At 62.4% G+C, this 18,998-nt stretch carries 18 protein-coding genes and 1 tRNA gene; 8 read left to right on the forward strand and 11 right to left on the reverse strand.

Annotated elements, in window-relative coordinates; all coding sequences use genetic code 11:
- The first annotated feature begins 133 nt into the window (after positions 1-133).
- Together DT070_RS19255 and DT070_RS19260 are read left to right on the forward strand one after the other, a co-directional pair.
- Positions 134-760 carry a TetR/AcrR family transcriptional regulator gene (locus DT070_RS19255; RefSeq protein WP_122956852.1) on the forward strand — a complete coding sequence of 209 codons (627 nt, stop codon included), beginning with the start codon at positions 134-136 and terminating at the stop codon, positions 758-760.
- Between the two features lie 150 nt (positions 761-910).
- Positions 911-1,624, forward strand: coding sequence for a YebC/PmpR family DNA-binding transcriptional regulator (locus tag DT070_RS19260; RefSeq protein ID WP_122956853.1), 714 nt, complete (start codon positions 911-913; stop codon positions 1,622-1,624).
- Between the two features lie 151 nt (positions 1,625-1,775).
- Here DT070_RS19260 and clpB read toward each other — a convergent pair whose 3' ends face one another.
- Entirely contained in the window at positions 1,776-4,397 is a 2,622-nt protein-coding gene (gene clpB, locus DT070_RS19265) for an ATP-dependent chaperone ClpB (RefSeq protein WP_122956854.1), read from the reverse strand.
- A gap of 203 nt (positions 4,398-4,600) precedes the next feature.
- Between clpB and DT070_RS19270 the strand changes: the two genes are divergently transcribed.
- Positions 4,601-5,170, forward strand: a complete 570-nt coding sequence (locus tag DT070_RS19270) for a hypothetical protein (RefSeq protein ID WP_122956855.1) — start codon at positions 4,601-4,603, stop codon at positions 5,168-5,170.
- Positions 5,171-5,192: 22 nt separating this feature from the next.
- Here DT070_RS19270 and DT070_RS19275 read toward each other — a convergent pair whose 3' ends face one another.
- Complete coding sequence (locus DT070_RS19275) at positions 5,193-5,669, reverse strand: molybdenum cofactor biosynthesis protein MoaE (protein WP_122956856.1); 477 nt, start codon at positions 5,667-5,669, stop codon at positions 5,193-5,195.
- 319 nt (positions 5,670-5,988) lie between these two features.
- On the opposite strand from DT070_RS19275, the gene dapA reads away from it, so the two are divergent.
- Positions 5,989-6,900: a 4-hydroxy-tetrahydrodipicolinate synthase gene (gene dapA / locus DT070_RS19280; protein WP_122956857.1), complete on the forward strand. Its 912-nt coding sequence runs from the start codon at positions 5,989-5,991 to the stop codon at positions 6,898-6,900.
- Between the two features lies 1 nt (position 6,901).
- On the opposite strand, the gene moaD is transcribed toward dapA, so the two are convergent.
- The 6 genes from moaD to DT070_RS19310 all read right to left on the reverse strand — a co-directional run bounded on the left by moaD (position 6,902) and on the right by DT070_RS19310 (position 13,164).
- On the reverse strand, positions 6,902-7,153 hold the full coding sequence (gene moaD, locus DT070_RS19285) for a molybdopterin converting factor subunit 1 (protein ID WP_122956858.1): 252 nt from the start codon (positions 7,151-7,153) through the stop codon (positions 6,902-6,904).
- Between the two features lie 21 nt (positions 7,154-7,174).
- On the reverse strand, positions 7,175-8,422 hold the full coding sequence (gene glp, locus DT070_RS19290; RefSeq protein ID WP_122956859.1) for a gephyrin-like molybdotransferase Glp: 1,248 nt from the start codon (positions 8,420-8,422) through the stop codon (positions 7,175-7,177).
- 45 nt (positions 8,423-8,467) lie between these two features.
- Entirely contained in the window at positions 8,468-9,019 is a 552-nt protein-coding gene (gene mobB / locus DT070_RS19295) for a molybdopterin-guanine dinucleotide biosynthesis protein B (RefSeq protein ID WP_122956860.1), read from the reverse strand.
- An 85-nt stretch (positions 9,020-9,104) separates the two neighbouring features.
- Positions 9,105-10,520: a threonine synthase gene (gene thrC / locus DT070_RS19300; RefSeq protein WP_122956861.1), complete on the reverse strand. Its 1,416-nt coding sequence runs from the start codon at positions 10,518-10,520 to the stop codon at positions 9,105-9,107.
- Positions 10,520-11,842 (reverse strand): homoserine dehydrogenase, encoded by a 1,323-nt coding sequence (locus tag DT070_RS19305; protein ID WP_122957502.1) that lies wholly within the window; start codon positions 11,840-11,842, stop codon positions 10,520-10,522. The genes thrC and DT070_RS19305 overlap by 1 nt, the downstream gene beginning before the upstream one ends.
- A gap of 98 nt (positions 11,843-11,940) precedes the next feature.
- Positions 11,941-13,164, reverse strand: coding sequence for a pyridoxal phosphate-dependent aminotransferase (locus tag DT070_RS19310; protein WP_122956862.1), 1,224 nt, complete (start codon positions 13,162-13,164; stop codon positions 11,941-11,943).
- Positions 13,165-13,385: 221 nt separating this feature from the next.
- On the opposite strand from DT070_RS19310, the gene DT070_RS19315 reads away from it, so the two are divergent.
- From DT070_RS19315 to DT070_RS19325, 3 genes are all read left to right on the forward strand, one after another.
- Entirely contained in the window at positions 13,386-13,784 is a 399-nt protein-coding gene (locus tag DT070_RS19315; protein WP_122956863.1) for an Mth938-like domain-containing protein, read from the forward strand.
- A 122-nt stretch (positions 13,785-13,906) separates the two neighbouring features.
- The gene (locus DT070_RS19320) at positions 13,907-14,383 is read left to right on the forward strand and encodes a peroxiredoxin (protein ID WP_122956864.1); all 477 of its coding nucleotides are present in this window, start codon (positions 13,907-13,909) and stop codon (positions 14,381-14,383) included.
- 188 nt (positions 14,384-14,571) lie between these two features.
- Positions 14,572-16,254 (forward strand): PhoH family protein, encoded by a 1,683-nt coding sequence (locus DT070_RS19325; protein WP_122956865.1) that lies wholly within the window; start codon positions 14,572-14,574, stop codon positions 16,252-16,254.
- A gap of 82 nt (positions 16,255-16,336) precedes the next feature.
- On the opposite strand, the gene DT070_RS19330 is transcribed toward DT070_RS19325, so the two are convergent.
- Positions 16,337-16,411 (reverse strand) — tRNA-Val (locus DT070_RS19330).
- An 80-nt stretch (positions 16,412-16,491) separates the two neighbouring features.
- Positions 16,492-17,196, reverse strand: coding sequence for a DNA polymerase III subunit epsilon (dnaQ, locus tag DT070_RS19335; RefSeq protein ID WP_194965897.1), 705 nt, complete (start codon positions 17,194-17,196; stop codon positions 16,492-16,494).
- Positions 17,197-17,448: 252 nt separating this feature from the next.
- Here dnaQ and DT070_RS19340 point away from each other — a divergent pair, with 252 nt between their 5' ends.
- Positions 17,449-18,564: an ABC transporter substrate-binding protein gene (locus DT070_RS19340; RefSeq protein ID WP_122956867.1), complete on the forward strand. Its 1,116-nt coding sequence runs from the start codon at positions 17,449-17,451 to the stop codon at positions 18,562-18,564.
- A gap of 95 nt (positions 18,565-18,659) precedes the next feature.
- Here DT070_RS19340 and fdx read toward each other — a convergent pair whose 3' ends face one another.
- Entirely contained in the window at positions 18,660-18,998 is a 339-nt protein-coding gene (gene fdx / locus DT070_RS19345; protein WP_122956868.1) for an ISC system 2Fe-2S type ferredoxin, read from the reverse strand.

The raw sequence follows: 18,998 nt of genomic DNA on the forward strand, positions 1-18,998 counted from the left end.
TGAGGGGTGCTGGGGAAGCCTGATCGGCTAGAATCAAAACGCTACAGACCTGTCTGTTTTTTATCTTGGGCGAGTATGCGCTACAGATCTGTAGCGTGTCAACCGCTTTTGCCTTGCCCTGAGAGGATTTGCCATGCCCCGCACCGCCGCCCTCCCCAACACGCCTGGCGCTGAAACCCCGCCAGCCGCCTCCGCCAGCGTGCGCGACCGCATCCTCGACACCGCCACCGAGCTCTTCTACCAGGAGGGCGTGCGGGCCGTGGGTGTTGACCTCGTCGTCGACCGCTCAGGCGTGGCCAAGACCAGTCTGTACCGGCACTTCAGCACCAAGGACGAGCTCGTCGTGGCCTTTCTGGAGCGCGAGAACAGCGATTACTGGGGCCACTGGGACAACATCGCCCATCGCCCGCAGGCCAGCGCCGCGGCCGAACTCAAAGCCCATTTGCAGCGCATCGCCGACTACATCGCCGGGCCGAAATACCGCGGCTGCCCTTTCCTCAATGTGGCGACCGAATTCCCCGCCCCGGACCACCCGGCGCGCGCCGTAGCCGCGGGCCACAAGGCCGAGCTGCGCCGCCGCCTGACCGGGCTGACGCGGCAAATGGGCGCCGGCCAACCCGAGGCCTTGGCCGACCAGCTGGTGATCCTGATTGACGGCGCGTATGTCAACGGCCACCTGCTGGGCAACAAAGGGCCGGCCGGCTCCCTGGTGCCGGCGGCGCTGGCGCTGATTTCCGCCGCCGGCCTGCAGGCAGGCTGAGCCGGCACGCGGCTGCGGCTGCCCGGCAAGCCGACGGTGTATAACCGTAACCCCCGGTCATGCGCCACGCCACTTGCGTTAGCGCATGCCCCACCCTCTTTCACAGACCCGGCGCACCGCAGCGCCGCACAACATCAAGGAACATCCACCATGGGCGCGCAATGGAAAGCAAAAGGCAAGGAACTGGCCGCGAATGCCAGGGGCCGTCTCTTCGGAAAGCTCGCCAAGGAAATCATGGTGGCCGCACGCAACGGCGCCGACCCGGCCTCCAACGCGCGGCTGCGCCTGGTGGTGGAGCAGGCGCGCAAGGTCTCCATGCCCAAAGACACGCTGGAGCGCGCCATCAAGAAAGGCGCCGGCCTCACGGGCGAGTCGGTGCACTTCGAGCACGTGATCTACGAAGGCTTTGCGCCGCACCGCGTGCCCGTCATGGTCGAATGCCTGACCGACAACCTGAACCGCACCGCGTCTGAAGTGCGCGTGCTGTTTCGCAAGGGGCAGCTGGGCACCTCCGGCTCGGTCAGCTGGGATTTCGACCACATCGGCATGATCGAAGCCGAGCCGGCGGCAGCCGGCGCCGACCCGGAACTGGCCGCCATCGAAGCCGGCGCGCAGGATTTTGAGCCGGGCGAGGAAGAAGGCACCACGCTGTTTGTGACCGATGCCGTCGACCTGGACCTGGTCAGCCGCGCGCTGCCGGCCCAGGGTTTTACCGTGCTGTCGGCCAAGCTCGGCTACCGCGCCAAGAACCCGATCGCGCCTTCATCCCTGAGCGCCGGCGAGCTCGAAGAGGTCGAAGCGTTTCTGGCCGCCATCGACGCGAATGACGATGTGCAGAACGTGTTTGCAGGCCTGGCCGGTTAAACACCAAACGCGTGCCAGACGCGCCCCAGGCAAAAAAAGGCCCGCCATCTGCGAAAGATGGCGGGCCTTTATTTTTAAGTAAAAACAGGCTGCAGCCCAATCAGCGCCTGGGCTTATAGCTATCTAATTGATAGCATATGAATGACCCGGACTACGCGGCTACGGTTTCCGGCGCAGCGCCTGCCGCACCAAAGCTGAACACGCCCGGGTTGCGGATCGGGTCCACGTCCACCGGGATGGTGCTCTTGGGCGGAAAGCGCCCTTCGAGCAGCAACTTGCTCAGCGGGTTCTCGATGCGCTGCTGGATGGCGCGCTTCAAAGGCCGCGCACCGAACACCGGATCGAACCCGACCTTGGCCAACTCGGCAATCGCCGCTTCCGACACGTCCATCGTCAGGTCCATCTTCTGCAGGCGGGCCATCAGCACCTTGAGCTGGATGCGTGCGATGGATTCGATGTTCTTCGCGTCCAGCGCATGGAACACCACCACCTCGTCGATCCGGTTCAGGAACTCGGGGCGGAAGTAGTTCTTCAGCTCGTCGGTCACCGCGTCCTTGATTTCCTCCGTCGGCTTGCCGACCATGGACTGGATGATGGGCGAGCCGATGTTGCTCGTCATCACGATCACGGTGTTCTTGAAGTCCACCGTGCGGCCCTGGCCGTCGGTCAGGCGGCCGTCGTCCAGCACCTGCAACAGCACATTGAAGACGTCCGGGTGGGCCTTCTCGACCTCGTCGAGCAGCAGCACGCTGTAGGGCTTGCGGCGCACGGCTTCGGTCAGGTAGCCACCCTCTTCATAGCCGACATACCCCGGGGGCGCGCCGATCAGGCGGGCCACGGAATGCTTTTCCATGAACTCGCTCATGTCGATGCGGATCAGGTGGTCTTCGCTGTCAAAGAGGAAACCGGCCAGCGCCTTGCACAGCTCGGTCTTGCCCACGCCCGTGGGGCCGAGGAACAGGAAGGAGCCGGTGGGCCGGTTCGGGTCACTCAAGCCTGAGCGCGAGCGGCGAATGGCGTTGGCCACCGCGCCAATGGCTTCGTCCTGGCCGACCACTCGGTCGTGCAGCTTGTTTTCCATCAGCAGCAGTTTGTCGCGTTCACCCTGCATCAGCTTGCTGACGGGGATGCCGGTGGCGCGCGCCACAACTTCGGCGATCTCTTCGGCGCCGACCTGGGTGCGCAGCAGCGTGGGCGCGTTGGACTTGCCTTTGCTGGCTTCGCTGTCCTGCGCTTCTTTGAGGCGCTTTTCCAGCTCGGGCAGCTTGCCGTATTGCAGCTCGGCGACCTTGTTGAAGTCGCCCTTGCGGGTGAACTCCTCGATCTGGAAGCGGATGCGGTCGACCTCTTCCATCACGTCTTTGGAACCCAGCGCCTGGGCCTTTTCGGCCTGCCAGATTTCGTCGAGGTCGGAGATCTCTTTTTGCAGCTTGGTGATCTCTTCTTCAATCAGGCCAAAGCGCTTTTGCGAGGCTTCGTCTTTTTCGCGGCGCACGGCTTCGCGCTCGATCTGCAGCTGGATCAGGCGGCGGTCGAGCTTGTCCATCACCTCGGGCTTGGAGTCCATCTCGATCTTGATCTTGGCCGCGGCCTCATCGATCAGGTCGATGGCCTTGTCGGGCAGGAAGCGGTCGGTGATGTAGCGGTGCGAGAGCTCGGCCGCGGCCACGATGGCCGGGTCGGTGATCTGCACGCCGTGGTGCACTTCGTATTTCTCTTGCAGGCCGCGCAAGATGGCGATGGTCGCTTCCACCGTCGGCTCGCCCACCAGGATTTTCTGGAAGCGGCGCTCCAGCGCAGCGTCTTTTTCGATGTACTTGCGGTATTCATCCAGCGTGGTGGCGCCCACGCAATGCAGCTCGCCGCGGGCCAATGCGGGTTTGAGCATATTGCCGGCGTCCATCGCGCCTTCGGCCTTGCCGGCGCCCACCATGGTGTGCAGCTCGTCGATGAAAACAATGGTCTGGCCTTCGTCTTTGGCCAGTTCATTGAGCACGGTTTTCAGGCGCTCTTCAAACTCGCCGCGAAACTTGGCGCCGGCCAGCAGCGCGGCCATGTCGAGCGACAGCACACGTTTGCCTTTGAGCGAATCGGGCACCTCGCCGGCCACGATACGCTGGGCCAGGCCTTCAACGATGGCGGTCTTGCCGACGCCGGGCTCGCCGATCAGCACGGGGTTGTTTTTGGTGCGACGCTGCAAAACCTGGATGGCGCGGCGGATTTCGTCGTCGCGGCCGATGACCGGGTCGAGCTTGCCCAGGCGGGCGCGCTCGGTCAGGTCCATGCAGTATTTTTTCAGGGCTTCACGCTGGCCTTCGGCGTCGGCGCTGTTCACGCCCTGCCCGCCGCGCACCGCGTCAATTGCGGCTTCAAGGGCCTTGCGGGTCAGGCCGTTGTCCTTGGCCATCTTGCCGGCTTCGTTTTTGCTGTCTGCCAGCGCCAGCAAATAGAGCTCGCCCGCAATGAACTGGTCGTTGCGTTTGATGGATTCCTTTTCGGTCGCCTGCAGCAATTTGGCCAGCTCGGAACTGACGGAAATCTGCTCCTGCCCCTGCACCTGGGGCAGCTTCTTGACCGCGGCATCGGCGGCCTGCATCAGGCCGCCTACGTTGACGCCGGCCCTTTCAAGCAACGCACGCGGGCCGTCTTCCTGGCGCAGCATGGCCAGCAAGAGATGCACGGGCTCGATGTAGCCGTTGTCATTGCCCAAGGCGAGCGACTGCGCATCGCTGAGCGCTTCCTGGAATTTGGTCGTAAGTTTGTCTTGTCGCATGGACGATTTCTCCGAAATTTTCTGACTTGCCCTTCATTTCGGGCATTTAAGGGCATTTTCAAGGGAGCCCACGGCCTGCATTTGCGCAGGATCAAGGCCAGGGGGAATACCGCAGGCAATGCTTCACCGCACGGGTAAAGATGGCCTGCCTGCGCTTGAGCCACCGCAAGCAGGGCCGATAAGCGGCACCTTAAAATCGGCCGATGAACATCCAGCAGGTCTCCGTGACCTACCTCCCGGAGCAGGACCGCTTCCTGGCCCGCATCAGCAGCCGGGAAGGTGAGGAACTGCGCCTGTGGCTGACCCGCCGCCTGGTGCTGCCCCTGCTGCCGGTTTTGACCAAAACCGCCGCTGAGCAATTGGCGCGGCAAACCAGCAAAATCGACCCGGCGGCGCCACCCGACATCCAGCGCCAGCGCGTGGTCGAGAACTTCAAGAAAGAAGCGCTGGCCCACGCCGCCGACTTCAAGACGCCCTACCAGGCCAAAGACGCCGCGCTGCCTTTGGGTAAAGAGCCGCTGCTGGTCACGGAAATCAAGATGTCTTTGCTCGCATCCGGCAAGCTGCAGCTGGACCTGATCGAGAAGCTGCCGGGCCAGGGGCGCAATGTGCAGGTTGCCATGAACGCCCAGCTCACACAAGGCTTGCTGCACCTGCTGAACCAGGGCCTGAAGAAGTCCCAGTGGCTCAAGCCGCCGGCCGCCGGCGTCCATGCGGCAGCCGATGCCGCTGAGCCGGTGGAGCCGGCGGAAAAACCCCGTTACCTGAACTGAGGTTTGCGGGTGTCCTGGCGTCTCAAGCGTTCGAAACGCTGATGCCCCATTTGGCCAAAGCCGCGTCGTCGGTGACGCGGGCATCGACCCAGCGCGCGCCCTCCGGCGTGACTTCCTTCTTCCAGAAAGGCGCCTGGGTCTTCAGGTAGTCCATCAGGAACTCGCAGGCCTTGAAGCTCTCGCCGCGATGGGCCGACACCACGGCCACCATCACGACCTGGTCCAGCGGCTGCAGCAGGCCGACACGGTGGATCACACGGGCGCCAAAAATATCAAAGCGCGACAGCGCCTCATCGATCATGGACTCAATCGCTTTTTCGGTCATGCCGGGGTAGTGCTCCAGCTCCATGCTGCTGACGCTCAATCCGTCATTGCGGTCCCTTACGGTGCCCGTAAAAGTGCAGACAGCGCCGACCCGCTTGTCGTCGGCGCGCAGGGCGGCGACTTCATCGGCGAGGTTGAAGTCATCGGTGGTGATCAGGACGCGGGGGGATGTCATAGTGGCAATTTTGCCACTGGGGCGCCCTGGCCGGTGTCTATTCAAGGCCGAACCGGCGCCAGAATCCGCCCCTTCAAGTAATATGGGCCGCATGACTGGCCACACCCACCTCCTTGCCAACCGGACGCCCCGCAGCGCCTGTGGCTTTGAGGCGTGCGCCAGCAAATCGAAAAAACCGTTGCTCATTTGACCGGGGCTGCGGTTCCGTCGTCGAATGAGCGATGGAGCCGCCGGTTACTTTTCCAGAGTCTTTTGCGGACACCTTCCCTAGTTCTGATGACGGCCTTTTTAGCCGGTCAGTTTTTTGGGATGTGTATTCATGCAAACAGCGTTTAACGTCAATCAGACCAATCAGGCCAATCAGGCAATCCACGATTTCTCCGGGCTTTGGATCCCGCTCGTCACCCCGTTTGAGCAGGGCAAGGTCGACTACGCGGCCTTGAAGCGCCTGGTGGCGCATTACCGGGCCAGCGGCATCGCCGGGCTGGTGGTGTGCGGCTCTACCGGCGAAGCGGCGGCCCTGAGTGATGAAGAGCAGCTCGAGGTGCTGCAAACCGTGATGGCCGAAGCCCCTGGGCTGCCGGTGATCGTGGGCGTGTCGGGCTATCACCTGGGCAAAACGGTGGCGCGCGTCCGGGCCTTAAGCCAGCTGAAACTCGCCGGCATCCTGCTGCCGGCTCCCAGCTACATCCGTCCTTCGCAAGCCGGCCTGATTGAATGGTTTACGGCGCTGGCCGATGCCAGTGCGGTGCCAGTGGTGCTTTACGACATCCCTTACCGCACGGGCAGCCAGATCGCGCTGGACACCCTCCGCGCGCTGGCGGCGCACCCGCGCATCCAGGCGCTGAAGGACTGCGGCGGCGACCCGGCCAAAACGCGGGCATTGATTGCCGATGGGCAGTTGCAGGTGCTGGCGGGTGAAGACGCGAACATCTTCAGCACCGTCGCAGCGGGCGGCCGGGGCGCGATTGCGGCGGCCGCGCATGTGCACACGGCGCGGTTTGCGGAGGTCGTGCAACGCATCCAGGCAGGTGATGTGGCCGGGGCCGAAGCGCTGTGGGCGCCGTTGCCACCGCTGATCGAAGCGCTGTTTGCCGAACCCAACCCGGGGCCGCTCAAGGCCTTGCTGGCGCGGCAGGGTTTGCTTCGCGACGAGTTGCGCAGCCCGATGACGCGGGCGTCTGCGGCGCTGGTGGAGCGGCTTGCGCGGCTGGATGCGCTGGTGGCTTGAATCAACCGCCGGTGACGGGCGGGAAGAACGCGACTTCGCAGCCCTCGCTGAGCGCAGCGGATTCGTCGCTCATGACCTGGTTGAGCGCCATGCGCACAGACCGGCCTCGTGCAAGCGCCGCAGCGTGCGCGGGCGAGGCGGCCAGCAGTTCGTCGCGCAGTGCGGCCAGCGTGCGGGCGGAGGTCTCGCGCAACTCGCTGCCCTGCCCTATGGCTTCGCGGATGGAGGCAAAGTATTTGACGGTGATTTTCATGATGGGCCTTGCGAGACGCTTTTACGACATCAGCGCCGAGAACGGGATGAACTGCACCATGTCGCCGTGCGCAATGGTCTGGCCGGCCGGGTTGTCGATCACACCGTCCCCCCAGACCGCCGAGGTCAACACGCCTGAGCTCTGGTTGTTGAACAGCTCCAGCCCGCCGGCGGCGTTGCGCCTGACGCGCAAAAACTCGCGGCGCTTGTCGGCCTTGGGCCAGTCGAAATGCGCCGGCGCCGCAATGGGCCGAACGGCGGTTTCAACAGCGCCCTGCAGCTTGAGCAGGAAGGGCCGCACCAGCACCAGAAAGGTCACAAAGCTGGACACCGGGTTGCCCGGCAGGCCGATGAAGTGCGAGCCTGCAATCTTGCCGTAGGCAAAGGGCTTGCCCGGCTTCATGGCGATTTGCCAGAGTGCCAGTTCGCCCAGCGCCTGCACGGCCGGCTTGATGTGGTCTTCTTCGCCCACCGACACACCGCCGCTGGTGAGAATCAGGTCGTGCTGCTCGCTGGCGCCCTTGAGTGCCGCGATGGTGGCATCCAGCCGGTCGGGCACGATGCCCAGGTCGGTCACGGTGCAGCCCAGGCGCAGCAACAGCGCCCGCAAAAAGAAACGGTTGGAGTTGTAGATGGCGCCGGGCTTCATGTCGGCGGGCGCGACCTCACCGGGCATCACAAGCTCGTCACCGGTGGAGAACAGCGCCACGCGCACGCGCGGGGCCACCTGCAGTTTGTCAAAGCCGATGCTGGCGGCCAGGCCGAGCGAGGCGGGCGTGAGGCGCTCGCCACGGTGCAGCACCACGGCGCCGGAGGACACGTCTTCGCCGCGGCGGCGTATCCATTGGCCGGGCTGGGGCTGGACCTTGATGCGCACGCCGGTGTCCACCGCGTCGCAATCTTCCTGCATGACCACGGCGTCGGCGCCGGGGGGAATGGGTGCGCCGGTGAAGATGCGCGCGGCGGAATTCGCAGCGAGCGCGTGGCCGCTGCTGCCGGCCGGAATGCGCTGGTTGACCTGCAGCACGGCGCCCTCGGCCCAATCGGCAACGCGTAGCGCGTAGCCGTCCATCGAGCTGTTGTCGTGCGCCGGCACGTCGAGGCTGGAGGCCAGGTCTTGCGCCAGCACGCGGCCATCGGCGTCAAAGGTGGAAACGGCCTCGTTGCCGGGCAAGGGCGTGGCGCGGGCCAGCAGCTCGGCGAGCGCTGTGTCGAGCGGCTTAAGCGGGGCGCGGGCGGGGGCTGCGGTGGATGGAGGGGCAGAACTCATGGTCGGGTTGTCCGTTGCAAAAGATCAGGCCTGCGTGCGCCAAGACTAATCGTGGAAGCGGTCTTCAAACGAATACGCAAACCGTTCCTGATTGTTCACCAGGTAGTCGGCCACGGCGCCGGGGTTGTTCAAATCCAGCACCGGGCGCAAGGTTGCCTGGGGCAACTGGTCGGGGGCGTCGGTGGCGATGGCGACGATGAAGTCGTCGTCCATGTAGCGCGCCGGTTTGCCGGCGTAGTCGGCCGTCGGGCCGCGCCAGACTTCGATCTTGAGCAGGTCGCTGCTTTTAAAACCCTCAACCAGCACCCAGTCCACACCGCCGTACAACTCGGCGATCAACTGGTGAACGGTGAGCTCGGATGGTTTTTCAAATTCGCGAATAAGCGCCAGCCGGTTTTGCGAGGCCACCACCACCTCGAAGGCGCCGGCCTCGCGGTGGCGGAAGGTGTCCTTGCCCGGGTGGTCGATGTCGAACTTGTGGTGGGCGTGCTTGACGACCGACACACGCAGGCCTTTGGCCTTCAAAGCCGGGATCAGCTGCTCGACCAGCGTTGTCTTGCCCGAACCGGAATACCCGGAAAATCCGACCACATTCATGCGTTACTTTCCAGTGACAGGGTTTGGCACTTTGCTATCAAAAAAGGAGCTGCCTGCCCATACAGGTATTGGGCTGGAGCCCGATTTAATGCACATTGTCGGCAATGTAGCGCTTGATCACGGCCGCATCGGCCGGCAGTACCTTGACACGTTTGGGCAAGGCCTCAATGCCTTCAAACTTCGCGGGCCGCGTGGGCAACTGGCCCAGGGCTTCTTCAATGGTGGCCGCGAACTTGATGGGCAAGGCGGTCTCAAGCACGATCATGGGAACGCCGGGCTGCAGCTGCTCACGCGCCACCTTCACGCCGTCGGCGGTGTGGGTGTCGATCATGGTGCCAAAGCGCTTGTAGGTATCGCGGATCGTGGCCAGCCGGTCGGCATGGGTGCTCTTGCCGCTGGCAAAACCGTAGCGCTGCGCGGCGGCCTTGAAGGCGGCTTCACCGCTCAGGTCAAAGAAACCCTGGCTGCCGAGCTGGTCGTGGAACAAGGCCTTGGTCTTGCCGCCGTCGCGGCCCAGCAGGTCAAACACAAAACGCTCAAAGTTCGAGGCCTTGGAAATGTCCATGGACGGGCTGGAGGTTTCGTGCGTGTCGGCGCTGCTGCGCACGCGGTACACACCGGTGCGGAAGAACTCGTCGAGCACGTCGTTCTCGTTGGTGGCGACCACCAGTTTGCCGATGGGCAGGCCCATCATGCGGGCGACATGGCCGGCGCAGACATTGCCGAAATTGCCGGAGGGGACCGTGAAGTTGACCTTTTCGGTGTTGTTGCTTGTGGCCTGAAAGTAACCTGCGAAGTAGTAGACGACTTGCGCCATCAAGCGCGCCCAATTGATCGAATTGACCGTGCCGATCTTGTACTGGCGCTTGAAAGCCAGGTCGTTGGACACGGCCTTGACGATGTCCTGGCAGTCGTCAAACACGCCTTCAACCGCGATGTTGTGAATGTTCTCGTCCTGCAGGCTGAACATCTGCGCCTGCTGGAAAGGGCTCATGCGGCCGTTGGGCGAGGTCATGAAAACGCGCACGCCCTTTTTGCCGCGCATGGCGTATTCGGCCGCGCTGCCGGTGTCGCCGCTGGTGGCGCCCAGGATGTTGAGTTCTTCACCGCGGCGCGCCAGTTCGTACTCGAACAGGTTGCCCAGCAGCTGCATGGCCATGTCCTTGAAGGCCAGTGTGGGGCCGTTGGACAGGGCTTCAAGGTACAAGCCGTCTTCCAGCTTTTTCAGCGGGACGATCGCCTGGGTGCCGAAGACTTCCTCGGTGTAGGTCTTGTTGCAGATGGCTTTGAGGTCGGCGGCGGGAATGTCGTCGACATAGAGCGAGAGCACCTCGAACGCCAGCTCGGCGTAAGGCAGGCCGCGCCATTTGGCAAGGGTCGCCTCGCCAACCTGCGGATAGGTCTCAGGCAAATACAGGCCGCCATCAGGCGCCAGCCCTTCGAGCAGGATTTCGCAAAAGCGTTTGCGGTCAGCGTGGCCGCGTGTGGACACGTAAAGCATCAGGCCAACTCCTCCTTGCGGATGCGCGTGATGGGTGCCAGCACCGTGGGCAGCGCCTGCATCTGCGCCAGGGCGCCGTTCATCTTGGCTTCCTGGCATTCATGCGTCAGGATGATGAGGTCGGTGTGGGTGGAGCCTTCGCCGCCCACTTCATCGGCTTCGCGCTGCAGCACGGCGTCGATGCTGATGCCCGCGCTGGCCAGGATGCCCGTGACCTTGGCCAGCACGCCGGCTTCGTCGGCGACTTTCAGGCGCAGGTAGTAGCTGGTGACCACATCGGACATCGGCACCACGGGCAGGTCGCTCATCGCGTCGGGCTGGAAGGCCAGGTGCGGCACGCGGTGTTCAGGGTCTGCAGTGTGCAGGCGGGCGATGTCGACGAGGTCGGCGATCACGGCGCTGGCCGTGGGCTCGCTACCCGCGCCCTTGCCGTAGTACAGCGTGGTGCCGACGGCATCACCCTGCACTACCACGGCGTTCATTGCACCTTCGACATTGGCGATCAAACGTTTGGCCGGCACGAGGCTCGGGTGTACGCGCAGCTCAATGCCGTTGGCGGCGCGCTTGGTGATGCCCAGCAGCTTGATGCGGTAGCCGAGTTGTTCGGCGTAGCGGATGTCTTGCGCAGCCAGGCCGGTGATGCCTTCGACGTAGGCCTTGTCGAATTGCACCGGAATGCCGAAAGCAATCGCCGACATCAACGTGACCTTGTGGCCCGCGTCCACGCCTTCGATGTCGAAGGTGGGGTCGGCTTCGGCGTAGCCCAGGCGTTGTGCTTCTTTGAGCACGACGTCGAAGTCCAGGCCCTTGTCGCGCATCTCGGACAGGATGAAGTTGGTGGTGCCGTTGATGATGCCGGCGATCCACTGGATGCTGTTGGCGGTCAGGCCTTCACGCAGCGCCTTGATGATGGGGATGCCGCCGGCCACGGCCGCTTCAAACGCGACCATCACGCCCTTGCGGTGGGCCGCTGCAAAAATCTCGGTGCCGTGCACGGCCAGCAGCGCCTTGTTGGCGGTGACCACATGCTTGCCAGCCTCAATGGCTTCAAGCACCAGCTGTTTGGCAATGCCGTAGCCGCCGATGAGCTCGATCACGATGTCGACATCCGGGCTGGCGACGACTTTGCGGGCGTCGTCGACCACCTGCACACCCGCGCCCACGGCGGCCTTGGCGCGCACCACGTCGAGGTCGGCCACCATGGTGATTTCAATGCCGCGGCCGGCGCGGCGGCGGATTTCTTCCTGGTTGCGCTGCAGTACGTTGTAGGTGCCGCTGCCCACGGTGCCAATGCCCAGGAGGCCTACCCGGATCGGGCTCAAATTCGTCGGTTTCATAGTCGCTGAGGTCTTGCTTTACGTTGATCTTGGATGCCCGCGCCCAAAAAGGATGCGCGAAAGGAAAGAGGCCGAATACAGGATCAAATTCGGTTGTTGCGGTAGTTCTCGAGGAACTTCGCAATGCGGCCGACGGCTTCGCGCAGGTCTTCCTCATGCGGCAGGAAGACGATGCGGAAGTGGTCCGGTTCGGGCCAGTTAAAGCCCGTGCCCTGCACCAGCATGACCTTGGTCTCTTTGAGGAGCTCCAGGAAAAACTGGCGATCGTCCTTGATCGGGTAGACCTTGGGATCAAGCCGCGGGAACATGTAGAGCGCGGCGCTGGGTTTCACACAGGTGACGCCGGGAATGGCGGTGATCAGTTCGTAGGCCAGGTCGCGCTGGCGGCGCAGGCGCCCGCCTTCGCAGGTCAGGTCGTTAATGCTCTGGTAGCCGCCCAACGCCGTCTGGATGGCCCACTGGCCGGGCACGTTGGAACACAGCTTCATGTTGGCCAGCATGTTCAGGCCTTCGATGTAGTCCTTGGCCTGCTTCTTGGGGCCGGACACCACCAGCCAGCCGGCGCGGTAGCCGCAGGAGCGGTAGCTCTTGGAGAGCGAATTGAAGGTCAGCGTGAGCACATCGGTGGAGAGGCTGGCGATGGCCGTGTGCTTGACGTCGTCGTACAGCACCTTGTCATAGACCTCGTCGGCGAGGATGACGAGGCCGTGTTCGCGCGCGATGGCGACGATGCCCTTGAGCAGTTCGTCCGAATACAGCGCACCCGTCGGGTTGTTGGGGTTGATGACCGCGATGGCCTTGGTCTTCGGCGTGATCTTTGCGCGGATGTCGTCCAGGCTGGGCATCCAGCCATTGCTTTCATCGCACAGGTAATGCACCGGCGTGCCGCCCGAAAGGCTGGTGGAGGCCGTCCACAGCGGGTAGTCGGGTGCGGGCAGCAGCAACTCGTCGCCGTCGTCCAGCAGGGCGTTGGTGGCCATGGAGATCAGCTCGCTCGCGCCGTTGCCGAGGTAGATGTCGTCCAGCGTCACACCCTTGATGCCCTGCTTCTGGGTTTCGTGCATCACGGCCTTGCGCGCCGCAAAAATCCCCTTGCTGTCCGAATAGCCGGCCGAGGCGGGCAGGTTGCGGATCATGTCCTGCTGGACTTCTTCGGGCGCGTCGAAACCGAACACCGCCAGATTGCCGATATTGAGCTTGATGAGCTTTTGGCCCTCTTCTTCCATCTGCTTGGCGGCATCCATGATCGGGCCACGGATGTCGTAAAGCACATTGGCAAGCTTGGCGGATTTGGTGATCGGTTTCATGCAACTTTATGGATATGTGGGCAAAGACCCCATCGCCGGCAAACGCCGGCAACAGCGGCCAAACGGGGCGCACGGGTGATATGCACCCGCATTGCGGCGGGAAATTCGGGCGGAATCTATAATTTGACCACATAAACAAGGGTTTTCGCCCGGAAAACCGCGGCAAACCGCCCTCGCAAGCAGCGCCTTCCACGCCTTCACAACGCCCGGATCCATCCCGCATGAAACTCCAGCCAGACCGTCTCGATGTCCAGTCCATTCTTGGCTACGGCCCCGGATGGGTCGGCCTGGCAAGCAACGGCGTGGCGGAAAAGATCGAGCACAGCGTCGTCATTGGCTCGCGGGGCGAGAAGTTCGACTGGAAGTGCCCGCGCTTTGAAGACCTCACGGCGGAGCACTTCGCGCTACTGGCCGAAACGCAGCCCGAACTCGTCATTTTTGGGAGCGGCCCCCGCCTTCGCTTTCCGCCGCCGGCCTTTTTGCGCATGCTGATGGAGCGCCGGATAGGCATTGAAACCATGGATACGCTGGCCGCATGCCGCACCTACAACATCCTTGCCGGGGAAGGCCGGCAGGTGATTGCAGCCCTGCTGATTGAAACAGAAGGAACCAGGGACTGAAACAGACCCTCTTTCAGGGTAAAATCTAGGGTTGCACTTGGCACCACATCCCGGGATGAGTCCCAGGCCGGTTGCCAAAAGGCACGGCTAATTACAACTACTTTCGTCAGGGTCAACTCAGTATGGCAGTCGTCGTCAATAAACCACTCCCCGAATTTGAAGCGATCGCCACCGGTGGCCTGAAGGTGTCCAACACCTCCCACCTGGGCAAAGTCGTGGTGTTGTACTTCTATCCCAAGGACAACACACCGGGTTGCACCACGGAGGCCATGCAGTTCCGTGACCGCTACAAGGACTTCGTCAAGGCCGGCGCGACCGTGTTCGGCGTGTCCCGCGACAACATGAAGTCCCACGACGAGTTCAAGTCCAAGCTTGAGCTCCCGTTTGAGCTGATTGCGGACACCGAAGAAAAAATGTGCCACATGTTCGGCGTGGTCAAAAACAAGATCATGTACGGCAAAAAGGTCAAGGGCATCGAGCGCAGCACCTTCCTGGTGGGCGCCGACGGCCAGCTGAAGGAGGAATGGCGCGGCCTGAAAGTGCCGGGCCATGTGGACGACGTGCTCAAGGCCGTCAAGGCCCTCAAAAAAGCAGCCTGAGCCTTGTTGAGGCCAGTTAGCAACACAGGATTTATAAAGAATTGCGAGGGATTGCCCTGTCACTTGAGTTGTGCATAATGAACTCATGCTGTTGACCTTCGCAACTGCGCCCAAAGAACAAGCCGCCCTGGTTTCAAGGCGGCTTTTTCGCTTCTGGAACCCTTCTTTTTTAGAGAGTTTTAAGCACTATGCCCCTGCCCCCCGCCCCGACCAAACGTGCCGCCCTGCTCTCCCCTGACGCGCTCGACGCGCCCGCCCGCTCACCCTCGAAAGTCGCACGAAAGACGGAAAGCGCTGAATCCACCCAGAAACCCCCGGTAATGGACCTGTTTGACAGCCGCGCGGCAGGCGAAGGCAGCCACCCGGTGGCTTTTAAAGGAAAAGAGCCCTCCAGCCCAGACAGGGCAACGGCTGGTAGCTATAAAAAAGAGAGCATCGCGCTGCCCCAGCCGGCCGCAAAACCGAAAAAGGCCAGGCGCACGGGGCCATCCAAGCTGTTCGTGCTCGACACCAATGTGCTGATGCACGACCCGATGTGCCTGTTCCGCTTCGAGGAACACGACATCTTCCTGCCCATGATCGTGCTCGAGGAGCTGGACGGTCACAAAAAGGGCATGACTGAGGTTGCGCGCAACGCCCGCCAGACCAGCCGCACGCTGGATGCGCTCGCAGGCGCCCAGGGCGCCGATATCGGCAAGGGCCTGAAACTCGACACCACGGGCCATCCGGAAGCCGGCGGTTGCCTGTTTTTCCAGACCAAACCGCTGGACTACACCCTGCCCATGAGCCTGCCCCAAGGCAAGGCCGACAACCAGATCCTGGGTGTGGTCGAGGCCCTGCGCAAGGAATATGCGCCCCGCGAGGTCGTGCTGGTGTCCAAGGACATCAATATGCGCGTCAAGGCGCGTGCCCTGGGCCTGGCCACAGACGACTACCAGAACGACAAAACCCTGGAAGACGGCGACCTGCTGTATTCCGGCTCACTCGCCCTGCCGGCTGACTTCTGGACGCGCCAGAGCAAGACCATCGAGAGCTGGCAACAAGGCAGCCACACCTTCTACCGCATCACCGGCCCCATCGTGGGCAGCCTGCTGATCAACCAGTTTGTGTTCTTCGAAGCCCCGGGCGAGCCGCCTCTGTACGCCCGCGTGACCGAAATTCGGGCCAAAACAGCCGTTTTGAAAACCCTGAAGGACTACAACCACCTCAAAAACGCCGTCTGGGGCGTCACCACGCGCAACCGCGAACAAAATTTTGCGATGAACCTGTTGATGGACCCAGAAGTGGACTTCGTCACGCTGGCCGGCACGGCAGGCACCGGCAAGACCCTGATGGCGCTGGCCTCGGGCTTAACGCAGGTGCTGGACGATCGCCGCTACACCGAAATCATCATGACGCGGGCCACGGTTTCGGTCGGCGAAGACATCGGCTTCCTGCCGGGTACTGAAGAGGAAAAAATGGGCCCCTGGATGGGCGCGCTGGACGACAACCTCGAAGTGCTGGGCAAAACCGACAGCGGCTCGGGCGAATGGGGCCGCGCCGCCACCAATGAGTTGATCCGCTCTCGCATCAAGGTGAAAAGCATGAACTTCATGCGCGGCCGCACCTTCCTGAACAAGTACGTCATCATCGACGAGGCGCAAAACCTGACGCCCAAGCAGATGAAAACACTGATCACGCGGGCCGGCCCCGGCACCAAGATCATCTGCATGGGCAACCTGGCGCAGATCGATACGCCCTACCTGACCGAAGGGTCCTCCGGCATGACCTTTGCGGTGGACCGCTTCAAGGGCTGGCCGCACGGCGGGCATATCACGCTGGCACGCGGCGAACGCTCCAGGCTGGCTGATTTCGCGAGCGAAGTGCTCTGACCCTGCCCAAAACCGCGCCACGCCGCGCCGAAATGAAAAAAGGCCAAGTCGCAAGACTTGGCCTTTTTTGTTCTTCAAATTCTGGTGGGCGGTGCAAGTTTCGAACTTGCGACCCCTGCAGTGTGAATGCAGTGCTCTACCCCTGAGCTAACCGCCCTATCGGTCAGCCTGCGATTATATGCTGTTTCGGGCCTTTTTTGAGCCTGATCCGTGGAATTGCTGTTTCCTGCTCGCGGCTCAGGCGGCCAAAGCGCGCCAGACGGTTTTGCCTTTGCTCGCCTTGTCGATATCAGTGAGCAATTTCTCATGCTCGGCAATTTCCTGGTCATTGGCCGCCAGCAGCGGCAATTCAAAGGTGGCCAGGTCAACCAGCGGCGTACTGTCCCCCTCCTGATTGTTGCTGCTCACCTCCATCACCAGCGAGTTCTGCCCCCGGGTCAGGTTGATGTAAACGTCGGCCAGCAACTCGGCATCCAGCAAGGCGCCGTGCAAGGTGCGGCCTGAGTTGTCGACATCGAGCCGGTCGCACAGGGCGTCGAGCGAATTACGTTTACCCGGAAACAGCTCCTTGGCCATCATCAGGCTGTCGGTCACCTTGGCCACGCAATGCTTGATGGGCGGCCTGCCGATGAGCTCGAGCTCCTTATTGAGGAAGCTCACGTCGAAAGGCGCGTTGTGGATGATGATCTCGGCGTCCTGCAGGTACTCCAGCAGTTCGTCGGCCACGGCCGCGAACTTGGGTTTGTCCTTCAGGAACTCGTTGCTGATGCCGTGAACCTTGAGCGCGTCTTCGTGGCTGTCGCGCTCGGGGTTCAGGTAGAAGTGGCGGTTGTTGCCGGTGAGCTTGCGGGCCACCAGTTCAACGCAACCGATTTCGATGATGCGGTCGCCGTTTTCAGCGGAAAGACCGGTGGTTTCAGTGTCCAGAACAATTTGGCGCATCACCCGATTATCGCCGCCTCACGGCTGTCTGAATCCGCTTTCAGGGCTGCTCCGGGGTTTCAGGACGCTCCTGCGCTCCGGCACTGGCGCCCCGGTACCCGGGCGAGCGGCGTGCAAAGGCAATCGCGGCAATTGCAGAAGTTTGTATTGATATTTAAATAGTTTATATATAAACTATATTTTCAAGCAGTTCCAGCTGCTTGAGACGTCGCGCACTTCTGCCGCCCTCCCCGCAAGCTCCATCGAGGCCCCATGTTTTCAACCTTCCGTCTTCTGGCCGCCATGGCCGCAGTACTGCTTCCCGTTTGCGCGTTCGCACAGGCCAAGCCCATCCTGATCGGGCAAACCTATGTACAGACGGGACCCCTGGCCAGCCTGGGCACAGAGCCGCTCATCGGCATCAAGGCCATGCTCGCAGCCACCAACGAAGCGGGCGGCATCAACGGCAGGCCGGTCGAGATCCGCCAGGTCGACGATGCCTATGACGCGGCAAAAGCGGCGGACAACGTCAAGAAACTGGCGGCAGACGGCGCGGTCGCCATCCTCATGCCTGTGGGCACCACCTCGTCCGTGGGTGCGCTCAAGGCCGCCAACGAGCTCAAAATCCCGCTGGTCGCGCCCTATACCGGCGCCGGCCCGGTGGTGAAGTTTTCTGAGTACGGCTTCCCCGTGCGCATCAGCTTTGACGAAGAGTACGGCCGCATCGTCAACCACCTGTTCACCATCGGCATCACGCGCATCGCGTTTGCCCACAACGACAACCCCGGCGCCCGCTCCGCGATGGAAAGCACCAAAGCGGCCATTCAGCAACGCGGCGACAAGATGCTGGGGAGCGTGGCCATACAAAACGATGGCGCCGACGCGGAAGCGAAAGCAGTCGAGTTGGCCAAACTCAAACCCACGGCCATTGTCTTGTCCGCCACCAACGCGGTCACCGCCAAATTCATCAAGGCCTATAAAGCCACCGGGGAGGAAGCCCGGTTTTACTCGTTCTCTTTCCTCAATGGCCAGCAGCTGCACAAGGCAATCGGCGACGATGCGGTGGGCGTGGTGATTTCCCAGGTTGTCCCCTATCCATGGAACTCGGTCATGCCCATCATTGCCGAGTATCAGGCAGCCATGAAAAAGATCGGTGTGAACGAATTCAGTTACGGCAGCCTGGAAGGCTATGTCAGCACCAAGGTACTCGTGGAGGGCCTCAAGCGCGCCGGTTCCAGCCCTACGCCCGAGTCACTCAAGAAGGCGCTGGAAACATTCAAGCCACTGAACCTGGGCGGCCTCTTCATTCGCTACGCACCCGGAGAGCACCAGGGCCTGACCTTTTCCGAGCTGTCCATGCTGCGCAAAGACGGCGGATTCGTACGCTGAGCGTATTCGCGGGCCGGATGGCAACAAGCCACGCCAACAAAAAAGCCCGTCGCTGACGGGCTTTTTTATGATCCGCAGAAGGCACAGCTACGCGTTCAGTGGTTTTCCTTGGCGTGGTTGATAGAGTACTTGGGTATCTCCACCGTCACATCGGACTGGGCCAGGAACGCCTGGCAGCTCAGCCGTGAATTGGGCTCAAGGCCCCAGGCGCGGTCGAGCAGGTCTTCTTCGCTTTCGTCGAGCTCGTTGAGCGATTTGAAGCCCTCGCGCACAATGACATGGCAGGTCGTGCAGGCGCAGCTGAGGTCGCAGGCGTGCTCGATGTTGATCTTGTTGTCGAGCAGGGCTTCGCAGATCGAGGTACCGGCCGGCGCGCTGATCTCAGCGCCTTGGGGGCAGTACTCGGGATGGGGCAGTATTTTGATGATGGGCAT

The organism is Polaromonas sp. SP1, assembly GCF_003711205.1.
GTDB lineage: Bacteria > Pseudomonadota > Gammaproteobacteria > Burkholderiales > Burkholderiaceae_C > Polaromonas.